Genomic DNA, 19,095 nt, shown 5'->3' with positions numbered 1-19,095 from the left:
TCTATTTTTATTTTTCTTTCAAAGCAGAAAATAATCCTGCTAAAGCAATAGCACCTGACAAGAGTGCTGTTGATAGGATAATTGTCTGATCAGCAAGTTCTAATTGATATTCAAATACCTTCTCAGCTGGCTTATCTTCCGCAAAAATTCTTAGTTTCATGAGAACCCCCTTAAAATTTATTAAAACAAATCACTATGACTTCCTGTCCTCAGCAAATTTAAAATTAATTCCGACTTGTCTACTTTATAAACCAAAAGCCAATCTGGCTGGATATGGCATTCACGAACTCCTTGAAAATGCTTAGATGCCGTTAATTGATGATCACGTTATCTGGCAGGAAGTTCCTTTTCTTGAACCAGAAAATTTAAAACTTCTTCTAATCATTCTGCCTTCAAACCACGCTTCATAGCCAACTTAAAATCTTTTTTAAACTGTTTATGATAACGAATATTAAGCACGCAAATCCTCCATCAAGTCAGAGACTGATTCAAAGGATTGGCTCATATTACGATTTTGGTCTAAATCCGTTAATACCTCAAGCAACTTCCGATTCTCGTCTAGTCTAACATCGAAAGGTAAACCCTGATATTGAATAGCTTGACGAAGGAAAATATTGATGGCAGTCGTCATATCCATTCCCAGATTATTAAACACCTGTTGGGCCTGCTCCTTGACCTCACTATCCAAACGGATACTCATGCTCGTCTTTGACATACTCTCACCTTCTTTCTACAGACTATTTTAACAAAAAAGAAAGCCAATGTAAATCTATTGGATATACATTAGCCTCTTTGGATAGATGATTAAACAATTTTTTAAAACAACTCATCAAACAAACTGAGCTGGTTATCCTCTGGCATATTGCCCAGAATCCCCATTTCATCCATCTTTTCAACCAAAGTTGATGAGAGTCCACCACGTTTGCGTAGTTCTGTTTTTGAGAGGAATTCTCCCTCTTCACGCGCTCGCACCAACTGCTTAGCAACGTTCTCTCCCAGACCATCCATTGCTACAAATGGTGGAATGAGGGTATCCCCATCGATGAGGAACTCTGTCGCCTGACTACGGTAGAGATCGAGTTTTCCAAACTTGAAACCACGCTCCCACATCTCATTGACAATCTCAAGAGTTGTATAGAGATCGATTTCCACATTAGAGGCTTCATTGTTTTTCCGTTTTTCAGCGATTTCTTCCATTTTGTGCTTGATGGCATCCAAGCCCGCACCCATGGTCTTGATATCAAAAGCCTTAGCACGGATGGAGAAGTAAGCACAGTAGTAATAAATGGGATGGTGAACCTTGAAGTAAGCTACACGAAGGGCCATCATAACGTAGGCTGCCGCATGGGCTTTAGGGAACATGTACTTGATTTTCCCACAGGACTCTATATACCACTCTGGCACCTTATTAGCCTTCATGGCTTCGATATAGCCATTCCGCTCCTCTTCTGAAATCTTCAGCCATAAGCCTTTACGCACCCGTTCCATGATGGTAAAGGCCATCTTAGGTTCTAGACCAGCATGCATGAGGTAAACCATGATGTCGTCCCGACAACCGATAACAGTCGATAGGTCTGCTATTCCTTGCTTGATTAAATCCTGAGCATTTCCCAACCAGACATCCGTACCGTGGGACAGACCTGAGAGCTGAAGCAACTCCGCAAAAGTCGTCGGATGCGTCTCATCTACCATCCCACGTACAAAGTTGGTTCCAAATTCTGGAATCCCCAGCATACCTGTCGGAGTTCCGATTTGCTCAGGTGTCACTCCTAGCACATCAGTCCCAGAAAAGAGGGCCATTACGCCTTCGTCATCCATAGGAATTTCATTAGGGTCAATCCCAGACAAGTCCTGGAGTTTTCGAATCATGGTCGGATCATCATGTCCCAGCACATCGAGTTTGAGGACGTTCTCGTCAATATCATGGAAGTTAAAGTGAGTGGTCTGCCATTCAGCGGTCACGTCATCCGCTGGATACTGGACAGGCGTAAAGTCGTAGACATCCATGTAGTTAGGAATAACAACGATTCCCCCCGGGTGTTGACCTGTCGTCCGCTTGACACCAGCTGCACCTTGAGCTAGGCGTTCCACCTCTGCATCACGATAAAACTTGCCATAATCTCTCTCGTAACCCTTGACAAATCCATAGGCAGTCTTGGCAGCCACCGTACCAACCGTTCCTGCACGAAAGGCATATTCCTCACCAAAGATATCACGCACATCCAAGTGGGCGCTAGGCTGGTCTTCTCCCGAGAAGTTCAAGTCAATATCGGGAACCTTGTCCCCATCAAAACCAAGGAAGGTCTCAAACGGAATATCCTGTCCGTTTTTACTGAGTTTGTGACCACATTTAGGACAGTCCTTATTAGGCATATCAAAACCTGAACCATAAGAACCATCGGTGATAAACTCACTGTACTGACACTGACCACAGACATAGTGAGGAGAAAGAGGATTGACCTCCGTAATCCCAATCATGGTCGCAACGAAACTAGAACCGACAGATCCACGAGAACCCACCAAGTAACCCCGTTCATTGGAACGTTGAACCAGCATCTGCGATGCCAGATAAATCACAGCAAATCCATTCCCCAGAATGGAAGTCAATTCTTTTTCAATCCGCAAATCAACGATATCTGGCAGCGGATTTCCATAAATCTCAAAAGCTTTCTTATAGGTCAACTCAGCAACTGTTTCTTCAGCCTTGTCAATGAAAGGCGTGTACAAGTCACCCTTAACAACCTCAACAGGTTCAAAGATTTCTGCCAAGGCATTGGTGTTTTCAATAACCAGTTTACGAGCCAAATCCTCCCCCAAGAAGGCAAATTCATCCAACATCTCATTAGTCGTTCTAAAATGAGCTTTGGGGAGAGGAGCTGGTTGAGCATGTTCACCATGACCAATCGTTCTATTAATCATCGCCCCCTGACCCAAACTACGGACGATAATTTCTCGATAAATCTCTTCTTCTGGTTCGATATAGTGGACGTTTCCCGTAACAAGAACGGGCTTGCAAAGACGGTCTCCAACCTCTATCAAACTCTTGATAATAGTCTGAAGTTCCTCCATATCCTTGATCTGCTCCTTAGCAATCAAGGGAGCATAGATAGCTGGTGGCATGACCTCGATAAAGTCATAATACTTGGCCACCTCAACCGCCGCATCCACACCTTGGGAAACGACTGCATCAAAAACTTCGCCCTCCGAGCAAGCCGACCCCAAAATCAAACCTTCCCGATGGGCATCTAGAACCGTTCTCGGAATCCGTGGAACCCCTTCAAAGTACTTGGTATTGGACAAAGAAACCAGTTTAAAGATATTCTTCAGCCCCACTTGATTCTTGACATAAATGGTTGTATGCTTGATTCGAGCTTTTTTATAAGAATCTGGACTAATCAAATCAATATTAAGTCTAGCCAGATCAGTCACACCATGTTTTTCTGCTACCTCTTTGATAAAGATGAAGAGCAGACGACCAGTAGCTTCCGCGTCGTAGTTAGCCATGTGGTGATGTTCTAAGGCCACACCAAAACGCTTGGTCAACGGTCCCAGACCATGACGTTTAAACTCAGGATATAGATTTCTAGCAAACTCCAGCGTATCAATCACTGGCTGACTAATCTTTGGCAGACCATGACGTTCATAGTTGGCATTCATAAAGCCAACGTCAAAGGTAGCATTATGGGCAACTAAGACTGTATCCTTGCAAAACTCTTGGAATTCTTGCAGAACTTGTTCCAGTGGTTTGGCATTTTTGACATGATCGTCTGTAATTCCAGTCAACTCAGTAGTAAAAGCTGACAAGGGATGCCCAGGATTGATAAATTCATCAAATTCAGCAATGACATTCCCCTTGTACATCTTAGAAGCCGCAACCTGAATCAAATCATTATAGATAGCTGAAAGCCCCGTCGTTTCCACGTCAAAGACCACGTAGGTCGCTTCCGACAAGTCCATCTCCACTTCGTTATAGACGATAGGGACACGGTCCTCAACGATATTGGCTTCCATCCCATAGATTAGCTGGATTCCCACTTTCTTGGCAGCCTTATAGCCGTGTGGGAAAGACTGGACATTCCCGTGGTCGGTGATAGCAACTGCTTTGTGTCCCCACTTAGCAGCTGTCGCAACGATTTCTTCGACTTCTGGCAAAGCATCCATAGTCGACATATTAGTATGAGCATGAAACTCAACCCGGCGCTCACCTTCTGGCATCAAATCCTTCCGCTCATAGTGAACAACTTCCTGCACATCCTGCACGTTCATAGTCAAATCTCGTGTGAAGTTATTCATCTCCACATTCCCACGAACTCGGAGCCAAGAATTTTTCTTAATTAGATCAAATTTCTGAGCCTCTTCCTCGTTCTTAACCCACTTTTGCATAGAAAAACTGGAAGTGTAGTCTGTCATTTTAAAGTTGATCAAAACACGCCCTGTTCTGGTCACTTTTTGCTCCACATCAAACACAACCCCTTCAAAGACCAGACGATTTTCCTCCGTCGTCACTTCGATCATAGGAGTAATCTCCGCCTTGTCCAGCTTGGGTTTGGCTACAGCTTTTTTCGCTTGAAAATCAAAGGCTGGTTTCTCTTCCGCTGGAGGAGGTGCCATCTGTTCCAGTTGCTCCATAGCACGTAGCGCTTCCTCATTGGCAGCTTGAACAATCTGCTCATTTTCCGCATGAAAGGCTTCTTCTTGCTCTTGAGTCAGAACATCATTCTTCTCGACCTGACAGTTAAAAGTTGGAAAACCAAACTTTTCAAGTTGTTTCGCTAAGTTAGGAAGATGATTCTTCTTAAAATGTTCCTTATCAATCGCCTCAGAGCCTTCAATAAAGAGTTGATTGCCCTCCGCACGAACTTGCAGATTCTGGTAAAGGGACTTAAAACCTTGGCTAGAACATGGCCCTTCAGCGAAAGCCTCCCTATAATAGGCCTGCAAGAGCTGATTTGAAAATTCTTGAGACCGAGCCTTGATTTCGAAAACAGCTTTATTTCCTGTCTTAGAAAATTCTTCGCTCAAACCTTTCTTTAATTCTAAAAAGATTTCAATCGGTAAAATATTAGAAAATACGAAATGAAACTCCCATACCTTACTAATTTTATGAACCACAACTCGCTCAATATCAGCCTGTGCTAAAGCAGGAGACTGTCTCATTTCAGCAGGCATCCCCAGTTGATTCATCAAAATTTCAAAACTATTTGACATTCATTTTCCTCACATTATTCTCCTACTATTTTACCATACTTAGAGGTGTTTTCTAAAGACAAAAGGAAGCCACTAAGTGACTTCCTTCTAGAGTGAGGACTGATTAGTCTTCACCTTTGTTTTTCTTAATGATTTCTTCTTGTACTGACTTAGGTACATCTTCATAGTGGTCAAATACCATCATGAATGTACCACGTCCTTGAGATGCAGAACGAAGAACTGTTGCGTAACCGAACATTTCAGCAAGTGGAACGTAAGCACGAACGATTTGGCTGTTACCATGTGCTTCCATACCATCTACACGTCCACGACGAGCAGTTACGTGACCCATAACATCACCAAGGTTTTCTTCTGGAACAGTGATTGTTACAAGCATCATTGGCTCAAGGATAGCTGGTTGTGCTGATTTAGCAGCTTCTTTAAGAGCAAGTGAAGCCGCAATCTTGAAGGCAGTTTCAGATGAGTCGACATCGTGGTATGAACCATCGTAAAGCTTAGCTTTAACGTCAACCATTGGGTAACCTGCAAGAACACCGTTAGCCATAGATTCTACCAAACCTTTTTCAACCGCTGGGATAAATTCACGAGGAACCACACCACCGACGATTGCGTTTTCGAATTCGAATCCTTTACCTTCTTCGTTTGGACTAAACTCAATCCATACATCACCGAATTGACCTTTACCACCAGACTGACGTTTGAAGAATCCACGTGCTTGAGTAGAAGCGCGGAATGTTTCACGGTAAGATACTTGAGGAGCACCTACGTTTGCTTCAACTTTGAACTCACGACGCATACGGTCAACAAGGACGTCAAGGTGAAGTTCACCCATACCAGAGATAACTGTTTCACCAGTTTCAACGTTTGTTTCAACGCGGAATGTTGGATCTTCTTCAGCCAATTTTTGAAGGGCAATACCCATCTTGTCTTGGTCTGCTTTAGATTTTGGCTCAACCATCAACTGGATAACTGGTTCTGGAACGTGGATTGACTCAAGGATGATTTTAGCTTTTTCATCTGTCAATGAATCACCAGTAGTTGTATCCTTCAAACCAATAGCAGCTGCAATATCACCAGCATAAACGGTTTCGATTTCTTGACGACTATTGGCATGCAATTGCACAAGACGTCCGATACGTTCACGTTTACCTTTAGAAGTGTTCATTACGTAAGAACCAGATTGAAGAACACCTGAGTATACACGGAAGAATGTCAAACGACCTACAAATGGGTCTGTTGCAATCTTGAAGGCAAGAGCTGCAAATGGCTCTTCGTCAGATGCTGGACGAGTTTCTTCTTCGTCTGTATCTGGGTTAACACCTTTGATCGCTGGGATATCAAGTGGGCTTGGAAGGTAGTCGATAACCGCATCAAGCATCAATTGAACACCTTTGTTCTTGAAGGCAGAACCACACAATACTGGGAAGAATTCAACGTTGATAGTTGCTTTACGGATAGCAACTTTCAATTCTTCATTAGTGATTTCTTCACCTTCAAGGTATTTCATCATCAAATCTTCATCAGTTTCAGCAACTGCTTCAACCAATTTTTCACGGTATTCTTGAGCTTGGTCAAGGTATTCAGCTGGAATATCTTCTTCAAGGATATCTGTACCAAGGTCGTTAGTATAGATTTCAGCTTTCATCTTAATCAAGTCGATGATACCACGGAAGTCATCTTCAGAACCGATTGGCAATTGAATTGGGTGTGCATTTGCTTGAAGACGATCGTGAAGTGTGCTTACTGAGTAAAGGAAGTCAGCACCGATTTTGTCCATTTTGTTAGCAAATACGATACGTGGAACTCCATACTCAGTTGCTTGACGCCAAACTGTTTCAGTTTGAGGCTCAACACCTGATTGTGAGTCAAGAACGGTAACCGCACCATCCAATACACGAAGAGAACGTTGTACTTCGATTGTGAAGTCCACGTGTCCTGGTGTGTCGATGATGTTTACGCGGTGGTTGTTCCATTGAGCTGTTGTCGCAGCAGATGTGATAGTGATACCACGCTCTTGCTCTTGCTCCATCCAGTCCATTTGTGACGCACCTTCGTGAGTTTCACCGATTTTGTGGATTTTACCAGTGTAGTAAAGAATACGCTCAGTAGTTGTTGTTTTACCAGCATCGACGTGAGCCATGATACCGATATTACGAGTTTTTTCAAGTGAAAATTCGCGTGCCATGAGGTTTGTTTCTCCTATTTATTTTTGATTTCTATTCTATTATAACACGATTTTAATAAAAACGGATAGGCAGGACCTACCCGTTCTCAATGTTTTCATGCTATTGTTGGTTTCAACTTGTAGATTTACAAATTGAATCGAACTCGGGCTAAAGTTAATTAGCCGATTTGAGCCGGAACGGGATGCTGTGTGAAAAAGATAAACTTCCTTGTATTCGTCGAATACTGCGTCAGTTTCCTATTTTCACCTTGCATCCTTACTGTTCCTAGCATCATGATTTAGTTGAGCTCAAGCTAAAAGTCTGGAGAAAAAGATGAAGCTCATTGGTTGCAATCGCAACCTGCTTTGATTCCCTATTTTCTCTGGGACTTTCTTAACGCTTTCGCATCCTATATTACCAACGGAAGTGTGCGAATGCACGGTTAGCTTCAGCCATACGGTGAGTGTCTTCACGTTTCTTAACAGCTGCACCAGTGTTGTTAGCAGCATCCAAGATTTCTTTTGCAAGACGGTCTTGCATTGTGTGTTCACCACGAAGACGAGCGATTGTTACCAACCAACGAAGTCCAAGTGTTGTACGACGTTCTGGACGAACTTCAACTGGGACTTGGTAGTTAGAACCACCAACACGACGTGCACGTACTTCAAGTACAGGCATGATGTTTTCCATAGCTGTTTCAAATACTTCAAGTGCATCGTTTCCAGTAGCTTCTTTGATTTGCTCAAAGGCACCGTAAACGATTGAAGCAGCTGTACCACGTTTACCATCAAGCATAACGCGGTTGATAAGACGAGTAACTAGTTGTGAATTGTAAAGCGGATCTGGCAATACGTCACGTTTTGGAGCTCTATTTTTACGACTCATTTCTCTTTATCCCCTTTCCTTATGCTTTTGGACGTTTAGTACCGTATTTAGAACGGCCTTGTTTACGATCGTTAACACCTGCAGTATCAAGTGCACCACGGACGATATGGTAACGTACCCCTGGAAGGTCTTTTACACGTCCACCACGAAGAAGCACCACGCTGTGCTCTTGCAAGTTGTGTCCGATACCTGGGATGTAGGCAGTAACTTCGATAAGGTTGCTCAAACGTACACGAGCGAATTTACGAAGGGCTGAGTTAGGTTTTTTAGGTGTCATTGTTCCAACACGAGTTGCAACACCACGTTTTTGTGGTGAAGAAACGTTTGTTTGAACTTTTTTATGACTGTTGTAACCAACGTTCAAAGCTGGTGATTTAGATTTTTCTACTTTTGATTTACGCGGTTTGCGAACCAATTGGTTAATTGTAGGCATCTACATTCTCCTGTGTTTTTTATTTTTGGTGATGATACACTTGGTGACAGCTATCATCTGTGTGTACTTTTGCAACATTTGTCAGCACGTCCCTGTACACTCTTGAGAGACCAAAAGTAAAAAGTACCGTCTATTATTGTAACAAAATTTTCCCTTGGTTGTCAAGATATTTTTCTTTTTTATTCTTAATTTTAGCTCTTTTGTGGTACTCCCCCAAAAAAGAAAAAGGAGGAATCTCACCCTCCTAAAGTTAGTATTGTTCCATTCAATCCCATCAATTTTAACACATAATGTTTAAAAAATATTATATCATCACAACCAACCAGATTCTTTCGCGATATTAGCTGCCTCTGTTCGATTACCAGCATCTAATTTAGAAAGAATATTGGTGACATAGTTTCGGACTGTTCCGTTGGATAGATAAAGTTTGTCTGCAATTTCTTGATTGGATAATCCCTTAGCAATTCCCTCTAAAACAGCAATCTCTTGTTCTGTCAACGGATTGGGATGCGTCATCACCACTTCCATCAATTCAGGCGAATACTCCTTGCGCCCTTCAAGGACAGTGTGCAAGGTATGCATGAGGTCTGCAATGTTTCTTTCTTTTAATACATAAGCATCTACTCCAGCCTTGACCGCACGTTCAAAATACCCAGGACGCTTGAAGGTCGTCACCACAACCACCTTTGTTTCAAGCTTTTCAGCTCGTATCCACTCCAAGACTTCAAGACCTGTCTTAACAGGCATTTCTACGTCAAGGATGGCGATATCTACAGACTCCTTTTCTAATAGTTGGATTGCTTCTTGCCCATTCTTGGCTTGAAAGACAGACTCTACATCTGGTTGAAGCATGAGCAACTGGCACATGGCATCTCGCAACATACTTTGATCTTCTGCGACTAATACTTTCATCTATTTTCTCTCCTTATAAGGCAGTCGAACCTGAACTTCTGTCGGTTGTTTCCAACTAATTACCTTTACTTCTCCCGAAAATGGAAGAACACGATCTCGAACTGTATGGAGGTCATCCCCCTTTATAGAAGTAAAGCCACAGCCATCATCTCTCACTGTTAGAATGAGTTCTTTCTCTGTCCGTTCTAATTTTAAGTAGACTTTAGACGCTTTAGCATGTTTGATGATATTGGTCACTAATTCAAGCAAAATCATGGAAGCCGTTGACTCCAATTCCTGAGTTAGGCTAGCAGTATCTAGTTGGTTATCCGTTTCCACCTCAATTCCAGAAATTTCTAACATCTTTTTCACAGTCTCTAGTTCGGATGTCAAAGTTCTACACTTAAGATTTTCCACAATGGTTCTCACTTCACGCATTGATTCTTTGCTAATTTGCTGTATTTCTCTTAATTCCTTTTCCACCTGTGGATAAGCCTCCATCTGAAATAACTGCAAGGCTAAATCTGTCTTGACACTCAGCATAGCAAAAGTGTGTCCCAGACTATCATGCAAATCCTGACCGATACGACTACGTTCATTTTCAGCAAGCAATAGATTTATCTGGGCATTTTGCTTAGCCTGAGCTTCTTTCAAATCCTCCACAATACGAATCCGAACCAAGCCAAAAGTCATTAAATCGATAAAAGTGATAATTCCGAGCAGATAGACTAGAAACTCAACTTCAACTTCCTGAAAAATCAACAGTTGCCCCACAACAAGGACTTGAGCAAGGAGAAAAGTCCGGACATGTAAAGAATTAAAACTACGTACGCCGAAATGATAAATTAAGAGATTGGCAAGGAAAAAGAAGAACCAGATATAATTTACACCAACAAAGGCGGTATTCCCAACTACATAGACCAGCATGATAACCCAACAGAGCCAGGATAAGCGCTGACTCTTGGTGGTTAAAACGCCTAAGTAAGCCACCACAAATAGAATATCAATCAACAAATGCCAGCTAGGTAGCTCCCCAGTCACTACAGGAACGATGGGAAAAACCATAAAAATCAAACTAGCCCAATACATATAGTCTATGCTTTTCAGTCTTTCAAGCATTAAGCATTCTCCTTATGACCTTGAAGGTAAATAGTCAAACCAAATAAAACTGCTGAAAAAACAAGTAAATAAACTGTGGCTGATAGATTGATGCCACCCTCGTTTAAGAAGGTCTTGAGCAACTCCATCAACTGATAGGTCGGGAGACACTTACCGATCGCTTGCATCCAGTCTGGAAATAAAGAGATAGGCATCCAGAGTCCGCCTAAAACAGCCAATCCTAGATAAAGAAGATTGCCCACGACAGACATCAGCTGACTAGTTGGTAAGAGAGTCAAGGTCAAGCCAATCGCTACAAAAGCAATACTTCCCAAAATCAGCAAAATCGCAGCCCCAACCCAGCTTCCTAGAGGCATCTCTACACCTCTTACAAAATGCCCAACTGAGAAAACCACCAAGATTGAAACCAAATAATCAACCAGCATACTTGTTATCTTTGATAGATAATATTCTACCATATTTACAGGGCTATGACGTAATGTTTTCTGCCAATTGTTGATCTTGTCGGTATGTAAAACAACTGGGAATGAAAAGATAGCTGTCGACATCATGGAAAAGGCCGTCATGGAGATAAGATAATCACGCATAAAATTCGCGGGTCCACCAGGTGTTTCCTGGTACATGCCTGAAAAGAATAAATAGAAGGCTGTCGGCATCCCTACGGATAATAGATAATAGACTAATTGCCGTTTGGTCAATAGAAATTCTATCTTATTTAGTGCGATCCATCGTTTCATCTTAGTCATCTCCCTTTTGTGTTTCTTCAAAGATTGTATCCAACAAGCTACGATTATTGACTTCAATTTCTTGTATTCTACATCCTGCTTGGGCTAATAGCTCCCAGAAAGCATTTGCCTCTCGTGTGACTACTTGCAGAGCATCTTGTTTTTGAGTCCATTTTTCAATCAAGTTAGACTGCTCAACGACTTCCTTGTAAGCTAGAGGAAGGATAAAATGCTTTTCAATTCCCTCACTACGCATAGCTAGAGGCGTCGTATCACGAATCAACTCTCCCTTATTCAAGACCAAAATCCGGTCAGCTGTATGCTCTACCTCTTCGATGTAATGAGACGAATAGAGAATCGTGACTCCTTGCGCTTTTAGGTCCCGAACAATTTCCCAAAAGCGTTGACGAGTTGAAGTATCCATGGCAGCAGTTGGTTCATCTAAAAAGACAAGCTTTGGTCGCCCAATCAAGGTCAAGACAAAAGAGAAGAGACGCTTTTGCCCGCCTGACAATTTTTCTGCAAATTGCTCTTTCTGCTGTTGGTCAAACTGCAATAGTTGATCGATTTCCTGCTCGCTCAAGGGATTTGGATAGATACGTTGAAAGAAAGCAATCAACTCTTTAACCTTTAGTTTTTGAACAATTACATTTTCTTGAGGGAGATAGGATCTCGTATAGTCTAACTTAGAGCTCGTCACTGGCAAACCTTGGATAGATACTTGCCCACTGGCGACCAATTTATCTCCAAGCAGACAGTCCAAGAGTGTGGTCTTCCCAGCACCATTGGGCCCAATCAAGGCGACGCATTCACCTTCAGCTACCTCAAAGGAAATATCCTTCAAAATAGCCTTGCCCTTGATATTTTTATGTAAGCCTTGAACCTTAATCATGTTCATGATATTCTCCTTTCAGCAACTCCTTTCCCATCGGAAAGGCGATTAAAATCATAAATCCTAGACCCCAGGCACCGCGAATGGCTTGGTGCAGGAAGGCTTGATCAAACCAACCTGTAAACATTTCTACCAACCATACCACTAGTGATAGTCCAATAAAAAGATAGAGAAACGCTTTTTTCATTTTTCAAACTCCTTTTTCACATCTGAGACTAATTTCAAACCTTCTCGGATAAGCCAGGACATCATTCCAAATCCTGCAAATAGCTCCCAAGGAAAATGATAGAAATCTTCATCCAATCCTGAGAACATGAGATAAGTCATGACTCCTGCTGCTACTAGACTCACTGCGACAATCATTTTATTTTTCATCTCTTCTTCCTCCATTTCATACTTCAATTATAGCCCTTTGAAGTTAGCGGAGCTAGATGCTTCTGTCACTAGAAAATATGACAAATGTCATAAAAGATTCTGTTCAAAACAAGCAAGATACACTATGCAATAAAAGATAAGTAGAAAAATCTAAGGCAGCTTCCTCAAAAGAAATATCAAACACAATTCACACTATAATGTAAACTAATACTTATCTAAACTCGTAATAACAGCAATTTTTATAACATTGAAACATATATTATAGGTTCAGCAAAAACTCTTCTATTGCTTTATTAAGAATTAATAAGAGTTATAAAATCTATTAAATTTCAATGTGTATACCTAAAATACTGAAATTCAAAAAAGAGAGAACCAAACTGATTCTCTCTTAATGTATATAATATCTAGTTTAAAAAAGATACACTCACGCATCTCTGAAACGAATCGGGAAGACAGGATTCGAACCTGCGACACCTTGGTCCCAAACCAAGTACTCTACCAAGCTGAGCTACTTCCCGAGTTAAATAGAAAAATGCACCCTAGAGGAGTCGAACCTCTAACCGCCTGATTCGTAGTCAGGTACTCTATCCAGTTGAGCTAAGGGTGCTCATTATATTATGCCGAGGACCGGAATCGAACCGGTACGATCGTTACCAATCGCAGGATTTTAAGTCCTGTGCGTCTGCCAGTTCCGCCACCCCGGCCTCTCTAAGCGAACGACGGGATTCGAACCCGCGACCCCCACCTTGGCAAGGTGGTGTTCTACCACTGAACTACGTTCGCACTGTTTTCTTCTATCTAAAAATGCCGGCTACATGACTTGAACACGCGACCCTCTGATTACAAATCAGATGCTCTACCAACTGAGCTAAGCCGGCTCATTTATTATATCTTAATGCGGGTTAAGGGACTTGAACCCCCACGCCGTTAAGCGCCAGATCCTAAATCTGGTGCGTCTGCCAATTCCGCCAAACCCGCAGATATGACCCGTACTGGGCTCGAACCAGTGACCCATTGATTAAAAGTCAATTGCTCTACCAACTGAGCTAACGAGTCTAAAATAACTTTCGTTATTTCAAACGGTCCCGACGGGAATCGAACCCGCGATCTTCGCCGTGACAGGGCGACGTGATAACCGCTACACTACGGGACCTTTGGGAGTTAACGGGATCGAACCGCTGACCCTCTGCTTGTAAGGCAGATGCTCTCCCAGCTGAGCTAAACTCCCTAGAGCTAAGCGACTTCCATATCTCACAGGGGGCAACCCCCAACTACTTCCGGCGTTCTAGGGCTTAACTTCTGTGTTCGGCATGGGTACAGGTGTATCTCCTAGGCTATCGTCACTTAACTCTGAGTAATACCTACTCAAAATTGAATATCTATTCAAATCAAGAAAACCTCTCGCTTTCATATTCTCAGTTACTTTGGATAAGTCCTCGAGCTATTAGTATTAGTCCGCTACATGTGTCGCCACACTTCCACTTCTAACCTATCTACCTGATCATCTCTCAGGGCTCTTACTGATATAAAATCATGGGAAATCTCATCTTGAGGTGGGTTTCACACTTAGATGCTTTCAGCGTTTATCCCTTCCCTACATAGCTACCCAGCGATGCCTTTGGCAAGACAACTGGTACACCAGCGGTAAGTCCACTCTGGTCCTCTCGTACTAGGAGCAGATCCTCTCAAATTTCCTACGCCCGCGACGGATAGGGACCGAACTGTCTCACGACGTTCTGAACCCAGCTCGCGTGCCGCTTTAATGGGCGAACAGCCCAACCCTTGGGACCGACTACAGCCCCAGGATGCGACGAGCCGACATCGAGGTGCCAAACCTCCCCGTCGATGTGAACTCTTGGGGGAGATAAGCCTGTTATCCCCAGGGTAGCTTTTATCCGTTGAGCGATGGCCCTTCCATACGGAACCACCGGATCACTAAGCCCGACTTTCGTCCCTGCTCGAGTTGTAGCTCTCGCAGTCAAGCTCCCTTATACCTTTACACTCTGCGAATGATTTCCAACCATTCTGAGGGAACCTTTGGGCGCCTCCGTTACCTTTTAGGAGGCGACCGCCCCAGTCAAACTGCCCGTCAGACACTGTCTCCGATAGGGATCACCTATCCGGGTTAGAGTGGCCATAACACAAGGGTAGTATCCCAACAACGTCTCCTTCGAAACTGGCGTCCCGATCTCTTAGACTCCTACCTATCCTGTACATGTGGTACAGACACTCAATATCAAACTGCAGTAAAGCTCCATGGGGTCTTTCCGTCCTGTCGCGGGTAACCTGCATCTTCACAGGTACTAAAATTTCACCGAGTCTCTCGTTGAGACAGTGCCCAAATCATTACGCCTTTCGTGCGGGTCGGAACTTACCCGACAAGGAATTTCGCTACCTTAGGACCGTTATAGTTACGGCCGCCGTTTACTGGGGCTTCAATTCATACCTTCGCTTGCGCTAAGCACTCCTCTTAACCTTCCAGCACCGGGCAGGCGTCACCCCCTATACATCATCTTACGATTTAGCAGAGAGCTGTGTTTTTGATAAACAGTTGCTTGGGCCTATTCACTGCGGCTGACTTAAAGTCAGCACCCCTTCTCCCGAAGTTACGGGGTCATTTTGCCGAGTTCCTTAACGAGAGTTCTCTCGCTCACCTGAGGCTACTCGCCTCGACTACCTGTGTCGGTTTGCGGTACGGGTAGAGTATGTTTAAACGCTAGAAGCTTTTCTTGGCAGTGTGACGTCACTAACTTCGCTACTAAACTTCGCTCCCCATCACAGCTCAATGTTATAGATATAAGCATTTGACTCATATCACACCTCACTGCTTAGACAGACTCTTCCAATCGTCTGCTTTAGTTAGCCTACTGCGTCCCTCCATCACTACATACTCTAGTACAGGAATATCAACCTGTTGTCCATCGGATACACCTTTCGGTCTCTCCTTAGGTCCCGACTAACCCAGGGCGGACGAGCCTTCCCCTGGAAACCTTAGTCTTACGGTGGACAGGATTCTCACCTGTCTTTCGCTACTCATACCGGCATTCTCACTTCTATGCGTTCCAGCACTCCTCACGGTACACCTTCTTCACACATAGAACGCTCTCCTACCATACCTATAAAGGTATCCACAGCTTCGGTAAATTGTTTTAGCCCCGGTACATTTTCGGCGCAGGGTCACTCGACTAGTGAGCTATTACGCACTCTTTGAATGAATAGCTGCTTCTAAGCTAACATCCTAGTTGTCTGTGCAACCCCACATCCTTTTCCACTTAACAATTATTTTGGGACCTTAGCTGGTGGTCTGGGCTGTTTCCCTTTCGACTACGGATCTTAGCACTCGCAGTCTGACTGCCGACCATAATTCATTGGCATTCGGAGTTTATCTGAGATTGGTAATCCGGGATGGACCCCTCACCCAAACAGTGCTCTACCTCCAAGAATCCTAATGTCGACGCTAGCCCTAAAGCTATTTCGGAGAGAACCAGCTATCTCCAAGTTCGTTTGGAATTTCTCCGCTACCCACAAGTCATCCAAGCACTTTTCAACGTGCCCTGGTTCGGTCCTCCAGTGCGTCTTACCGCACCTTCAACCTGCTCATGGGTAGGTCACATGGTTTCGGGTCTACGTCATGATACTAATTCGCCCTATTCAGACTCGGTTTCCCTACGGCTCCGTCTCTTCAACTTAACCTCGCATCATAACGTAACTCGCCGGTTCATTCTACAAAAGGCACGCTCTCACCCATTAACGGGCTCGAACTTGTTGTAGGCACACGGTTTCAGGTTCTATTTCACTCCCCTCCCGGGGTGCTTTTCACCTTTCCCTCACGGTACTGGTTCACTATCGGTCACTAGGGAGTATTTAGGGTTGGGAGATGGTCCTCCCAGATTCCGACGGGATTTCTCGTGTCCCGCCGTACTCAGGATACTGCTAGGTACAAAGACTATTTTAAATACGAGGCTATTACTCTCTTTGGCTGATCTTCCCAAATCATTCTTCTATAATCTTTTGAGTCCACATTGCAGTCCTACAACCCCGAAGAGTAAACTCTTCGGTTTGCCCTTCTGCCGTTTCGCTCGCCGCTACTAAGGCAATCGCTTTTGCTTTCTCTTCCTGCAGCTACTTAGATGTTTCAGTTCACTGCGTCTTCCTCCTCACATCCTTAACAGATGTGGGTAACAGGTAGTACCTGTTGGGTTCCCCCATTCGGAAATCCCTGGATCATCGCTTACTTACAGCTACCCAAGGCATATCGTCGTTTGTCACGTCCTTCTTCGGCTCCTAGTGCCAAGGCATCCACCGTGCGCCCTTATTAACTTAACCTTATTCTTTGACCTTTCAGTCATAAACTCTTATTAATACTACAGCGTTTTCGGTTTATTTTCTTGTTACTATTTGATATAGATATTCAATTTTCAATGTGCATTACTTGGTGATCTCTCACCAATGGAGCCTAGCGGGATCGAACCGCTGACCTCCTGCGTGCAAAGCAGGCGCTCTCCCAGCTGAGCTAAGGCCCCACAAGACCTCTCAAGACTAAACAAGACCAATGCGCAGTTCCTTATCCTTAGAAAGGAGGTGATCCAGCCGCACCTTCCGATACGGCTACCTTGTTACGACTTCACCCCAATCATCTATCCCACCTTAGGCGGCTGGCTCCTTACGGTTACCTCACCGACTTCGGGTGTTACAAACTCTCGTGGTGTGACGGGCGGTGTGTACAAGGCCCGGGAACGTATTCACCGCGGCGTGCTGATCCGCGATTACTAGCGATTCCGACTTCATGTAGGCGAGTTGCAGCCTACAATCCGAACTGAGACTGGCTTTAAGAGATTAGCTTGCCGTCACCGGCTTGCGACTCGTTGTACCAGCCATTGTAGCACGTGTGTAGCCCAGGTCATAAGGGGCATGATGATTTGACGTCATCCCCACCTTCCTCCGGTTTATTACCGGCAGTCTCGCTAGAGTGCCCAACTGAATGATGGCAACTAACAATAGGGGTTGCGCTCGTTGCGGGACTTAACCCAACATCTCACGACACGAGCTGACGACAACCATGCACCACCTGTCACCTCTGTCCCGAAGGAAAACTCTATCTCTAGAGCGGTCAGAGGGATGTCAAGACCTGGTAAGGTTCTTCGCGTTGCTTCGAATTAAACCACATGCTCCACCGCTTGTGCGGGCCCCCGTCAATTCCTTTGAGTTTCAACCTTGCGGTCGTACTCCCCAGGCGGAGTGCTTAATGCGTTAGCTGCGGCACTAAACCCCGGAAAGGGTCTAACACCTAGCACTCATCGTTTACGGCGTGGACTACCAGGGTATCTAATCCTGTTTGCTCCCCACGCTTTCGAGCCTCAGCGTCAGTTACAAGCCAGAGAGCCGCTTTCGCCACCGGTGTTCCTCCATATATCTACGCATTTCACCGCTACACATGGAATTCCACTCTCCCCTCTTGCACTCAAGTTAAACAGTTTCCAAAGCGTACTATGGTTAAGCCACAGCCTTTAACTTCAGACTTATCTAACCGCCTGCGCTCGCTTTACGCCCAATAAATCCGGACAACGCTCGGGACCTACGTATTACCGCGGCTGCTGGCACGTAGTTAGCCGTCCCTTTCTGGTAAGATACCGTCACAGTGTGAACTTTCCACTCTCACACTCGTTCTTCTCTTACAACAGAGCTTTACGATCCGAAAACCTTCTTCACTCACGCGGCGTTGCTCGGTCAGACTTCCGTCCATTGCCGAAGATTCCCTACTGCTGCCTCCCGTAGGAGTCTGGGCCGTGTCTCAGTCCCAGTGTGGCCGATCACCCTCTCAGGTCGGCTATGTATCGTCGCCTTGGTGAGCCGTTACCCCACCAACTAGCTAATACAACGCAGGTCCATCTGGTAGTGATGCAATTGCACCTTTTAAGCAAATGTCATGCAACATCTACTATTATGCGGTATTAGCTATCGTTTCCAATAGTTATCCCCCGCTACCAGGCAGGTTACCTACGCGTTACTCACCCGTTCGCAACTCATCCAGAAGAGCAAGCTCCTCCTTCAGCGTTCTACTTGCATGTATTAGGCACGCCGCCAGCGTTCGTCCTGAGCCAGGATCAAACTCTCATTAAAAGTTTGAGTTCTCACTCATTTCTGTCACTGACAGATTTATTGTTTTTCATTGTTCAGTACTACAACCTTAGTTGTAGTGCCCTGCACATTGGTTCGTCTTGTTCAGTTTTCAAAGGTCTTTGTCACTCACTTCTCTCAAGCGACAACTATATTAGTATATCACAGTTGCTTTCGCTTGTCAACACTTTTTTGAAACTTTTTTAAAACTTTTTTCATCAAGTGCCTCAACCGCAACATACCATAGTCCGTACGGGATTCGAACCCGTGTTACCGCCGTGAAAA

12 protein-coding genes, 10 tRNA genes, 3 rRNA genes and 1 pseudogene are annotated in these 19,095 nt (G+C 44.2%); all 26 read right to left on the bottom strand.

What is annotated here, in order from left to right:
- Window positions 1-7: 7 nt before the first annotated feature.
- Window positions 8-160, bottom strand: coding sequence for a hypothetical protein (locus SK608_RS01685; RefSeq protein ID WP_033676072.1), 153 nt, complete (start codon window positions 158-160; stop codon window positions 8-10).
- Window positions 161-180: 20 nt separating this feature from the next.
- Window positions 181-459 (bottom strand): annotated as a pseudogene (locus SK608_RS01680) (type II toxin-antitoxin system RelE/ParE family toxin).
- Complete coding sequence (locus tag SK608_RS01675; RefSeq protein WP_000047859.1) at window positions 452-715, bottom strand: type II toxin-antitoxin system RelB/DinJ family antitoxin; 264 nt, start codon at window positions 713-715, stop codon at window positions 452-454. The pseudogene SK608_RS01680 and the gene SK608_RS01675 overlap by 8 nt, the downstream one beginning before the upstream one ends.
- A gap of 101 nt (window positions 716-816) precedes the next feature.
- Window positions 817-5,208 carry a PolC-type DNA polymerase III gene (locus tag SK608_RS01670; protein ID WP_033676068.1) on the bottom strand — a complete coding sequence of 1,464 codons (4,392 nt, stop codon included), beginning with the start codon at window positions 5,206-5,208 and terminating at the stop codon, window positions 817-819.
- 103 nt (window positions 5,209-5,311) lie between these two features.
- On the bottom strand, window positions 5,312-7,393 hold the full coding sequence (gene fusA / locus SK608_RS01665; RefSeq protein WP_033676064.1) for an elongation factor G: 2,082 nt from the start codon (window positions 7,391-7,393) through the stop codon (window positions 5,312-5,314).
- Window positions 7,394-7,787: 394 nt separating this feature from the next.
- Window positions 7,788-8,258 (bottom strand): 30S ribosomal protein S7, encoded by a 471-nt coding sequence (gene rpsG, locus SK608_RS01660; protein WP_000087873.1) that lies wholly within the window; start codon window positions 8,256-8,258, stop codon window positions 7,788-7,790.
- A gap of 19 nt (window positions 8,259-8,277) precedes the next feature.
- Window positions 8,278-8,691, bottom strand: a complete 414-nt coding sequence (rpsL, locus tag SK608_RS01655; protein ID WP_001142332.1) for a 30S ribosomal protein S12 — start codon at window positions 8,689-8,691, stop codon at window positions 8,278-8,280.
- A 312-nt stretch (window positions 8,692-9,003) separates the two neighbouring features.
- Window positions 9,004-9,603, bottom strand: a complete 600-nt coding sequence (locus SK608_RS01650; RefSeq protein WP_033676061.1) for a response regulator transcription factor — start codon at window positions 9,601-9,603, stop codon at window positions 9,004-9,006.
- On the bottom strand, window positions 9,604-10,701 hold the full coding sequence (locus SK608_RS01645; protein ID WP_033676058.1) for a sensor histidine kinase: 1,098 nt from the start codon (window positions 10,699-10,701) through the stop codon (window positions 9,604-9,606).
- Window positions 10,701-11,438 (bottom strand): ABC transporter permease, encoded by a 738-nt coding sequence (locus tag SK608_RS01640; RefSeq protein WP_033676055.1) that lies wholly within the window; start codon window positions 11,436-11,438, stop codon window positions 10,701-10,703. Before SK608_RS01640 ends, SK608_RS01645 begins: the two co-directional genes overlap by 1 nt.
- 1 nt (window position 11,439) lies before the next feature.
- On the bottom strand, window positions 11,440-12,324 hold the full coding sequence (locus tag SK608_RS01635) for an ABC transporter ATP-binding protein (RefSeq protein WP_023943524.1): 885 nt from the start codon (window positions 12,322-12,324) through the stop codon (window positions 11,440-11,442).
- Window positions 12,311-12,505 (bottom strand): hypothetical protein, encoded by a 195-nt coding sequence (locus tag SK608_RS01630; protein ID WP_000708868.1) that lies wholly within the window; start codon window positions 12,503-12,505, stop codon window positions 12,311-12,313. Before SK608_RS01630 ends, SK608_RS01635 begins: the two co-directional genes overlap by 14 nt.
- Window positions 12,502-12,708 (bottom strand): hypothetical protein, encoded by a 207-nt coding sequence (locus tag SK608_RS01625; RefSeq protein ID WP_000390697.1) that lies wholly within the window; start codon window positions 12,706-12,708, stop codon window positions 12,502-12,504. The genes SK608_RS01630 and SK608_RS01625 overlap by 4 nt, the downstream gene beginning before the upstream one ends.
- 429 nt (window positions 12,709-13,137) lie before the next feature.
- Window positions 13,138-13,211 (bottom strand) — tRNA-Pro (locus SK608_RS01620).
- A 15-nt stretch (window positions 13,212-13,226) separates the two neighbouring features.
- Window positions 13,227-13,300: transfer RNA gene (locus tag SK608_RS01615), tRNA-Arg, on the bottom strand.
- Between the two features lie 11 nt (window positions 13,301-13,311).
- A tRNA-Leu gene (locus tag SK608_RS01610) sits at window positions 13,312-13,397 on the bottom strand.
- Between the two features lie 7 nt (window positions 13,398-13,404).
- Window positions 13,405-13,476, bottom strand: a tRNA-Gly gene (locus SK608_RS01605).
- Window positions 13,477-13,498: 22 nt separating this feature from the next.
- Window positions 13,499-13,571, bottom strand: a tRNA-Thr gene (locus tag SK608_RS01600).
- An 18-nt stretch (window positions 13,572-13,589) separates the two neighbouring features.
- A tRNA-Leu gene (locus SK608_RS01595) sits at window positions 13,590-13,671 on the bottom strand.
- A gap of 5 nt (window positions 13,672-13,676) precedes the next feature.
- Window positions 13,677-13,749: transfer RNA gene (locus tag SK608_RS01590), tRNA-Lys, on the bottom strand.
- A 24-nt stretch (window positions 13,750-13,773) separates the two neighbouring features.
- Window positions 13,774-13,846 (bottom strand) — tRNA-Asp (locus tag SK608_RS01585).
- Window positions 13,847-13,848: 2 nt separating this feature from the next.
- Window positions 13,849-13,921 (bottom strand) — tRNA-Val (locus SK608_RS01580).
- Window positions 13,922-13,925: 4 nt separating this feature from the next.
- A 5S ribosomal RNA gene (rrf, locus tag SK608_RS01575) occupies window positions 13,926-14,041 on the bottom strand.
- A gap of 76 nt (window positions 14,042-14,117) precedes the next feature.
- Window positions 14,118-17,019: ribosomal RNA gene (locus SK608_RS01570) — 23S ribosomal RNA — on the bottom strand.
- Window positions 17,020-17,143: 124 nt separating this feature from the next.
- A tRNA-Ala gene (locus SK608_RS01565) sits at window positions 17,144-17,216 on the bottom strand.
- Window positions 17,217-17,267: 51 nt separating this feature from the next.
- A 16S ribosomal RNA gene (locus SK608_RS01560) occupies window positions 17,268-18,813 on the bottom strand.
- Together the 16S, 23S and 5S rRNA genes with 10 tRNA genes alongside form the textbook arrangement of a ribosomal RNA operon.
- Between the last annotated feature and the right edge of the window lie 282 nt (window positions 18,814-19,095).

Origin of the sequence: Streptococcus mitis subsp. hohhotensis (genome assembly GCF_000722775.1) — a bacterium.
Classification (GTDB): domain Bacteria; phylum Bacillota; class Bacilli; order Lactobacillales; family Streptococcaceae; genus Streptococcus; species Streptococcus carlssonii.
The sequence above is the reverse complement of the archived record's forward strand: the minus strand, read 5'-3'. Positions and strand labels throughout refer to the sequence as shown.

Coding starts and splice junctions, on each gene's coding strand:
- SK608_RS01640 (WP_033676055.1), bottom strand. CDS start 11,438: ATGAAACGATGGATCGCACTAAATAAGATAGAATTTCTATTGACCAAA.
- SK608_RS01630 (WP_000708868.1), bottom strand. CDS start 12,505: ATGAAAAAAGCGTTTCTCTATCTTTTTATTGGACTATCACTAGTGGTA.
- SK608_RS01635 (WP_023943524.1), bottom strand. CDS start 12,324: ATGAACATGATTAAGGTTCAAGGCTTACATAAAAATATCAAGGGCAAG.
- SK608_RS01645 (WP_033676058.1), bottom strand. CDS start 10,701: ATGCTTGAAAGACTGAAAAGCATAGACTATATGTATTGGGCTAGTTTG.
- SK608_RS01675 (WP_000047859.1), bottom strand. CDS start 715: ATGTCAAAGACGAGCATGAGTATCCGTTTGGATAGTGAGGTCAAGGAG.
- rpsG (WP_000087873.1), bottom strand. CDS start 8,258: ATGAGTCGTAAAAATAGAGCTCCAAAACGTGACGTATTGCCAGATCCG.
- fusA (WP_033676064.1), bottom strand. CDS start 7,393: ATGGCACGCGAATTTTCACTTGAAAAAACTCGTAATATCGGTATCATG.
- SK608_RS01625 (WP_000390697.1), bottom strand. CDS start 12,708: ATGGAGGAAGAAGAGATGAAAAATAAAATGATTGTCGCAGTGAGTCTA.
- SK608_RS01650 (WP_033676061.1), bottom strand. CDS start 9,603: ATGAAAGTATTAGTCGCAGAAGATCAAAGTATGTTGCGAGATGCCATG.
- SK608_RS01685 (WP_033676072.1), bottom strand. CDS start 160: ATGAAACTAAGAATTTTTGCGGAAGATAAGCCAGCTGAGAAGGTATTT.
- SK608_RS01670 (WP_033676068.1), bottom strand. CDS start 5,208: ATGTCAAATAGTTTTGAAATTTTGATGAATCAACTGGGGATGCCTGCT.
- rpsL (WP_001142332.1), bottom strand. CDS start 8,691: ATGCCTACAATTAACCAATTGGTTCGCAAACCGCGTAAATCAAAAGTA.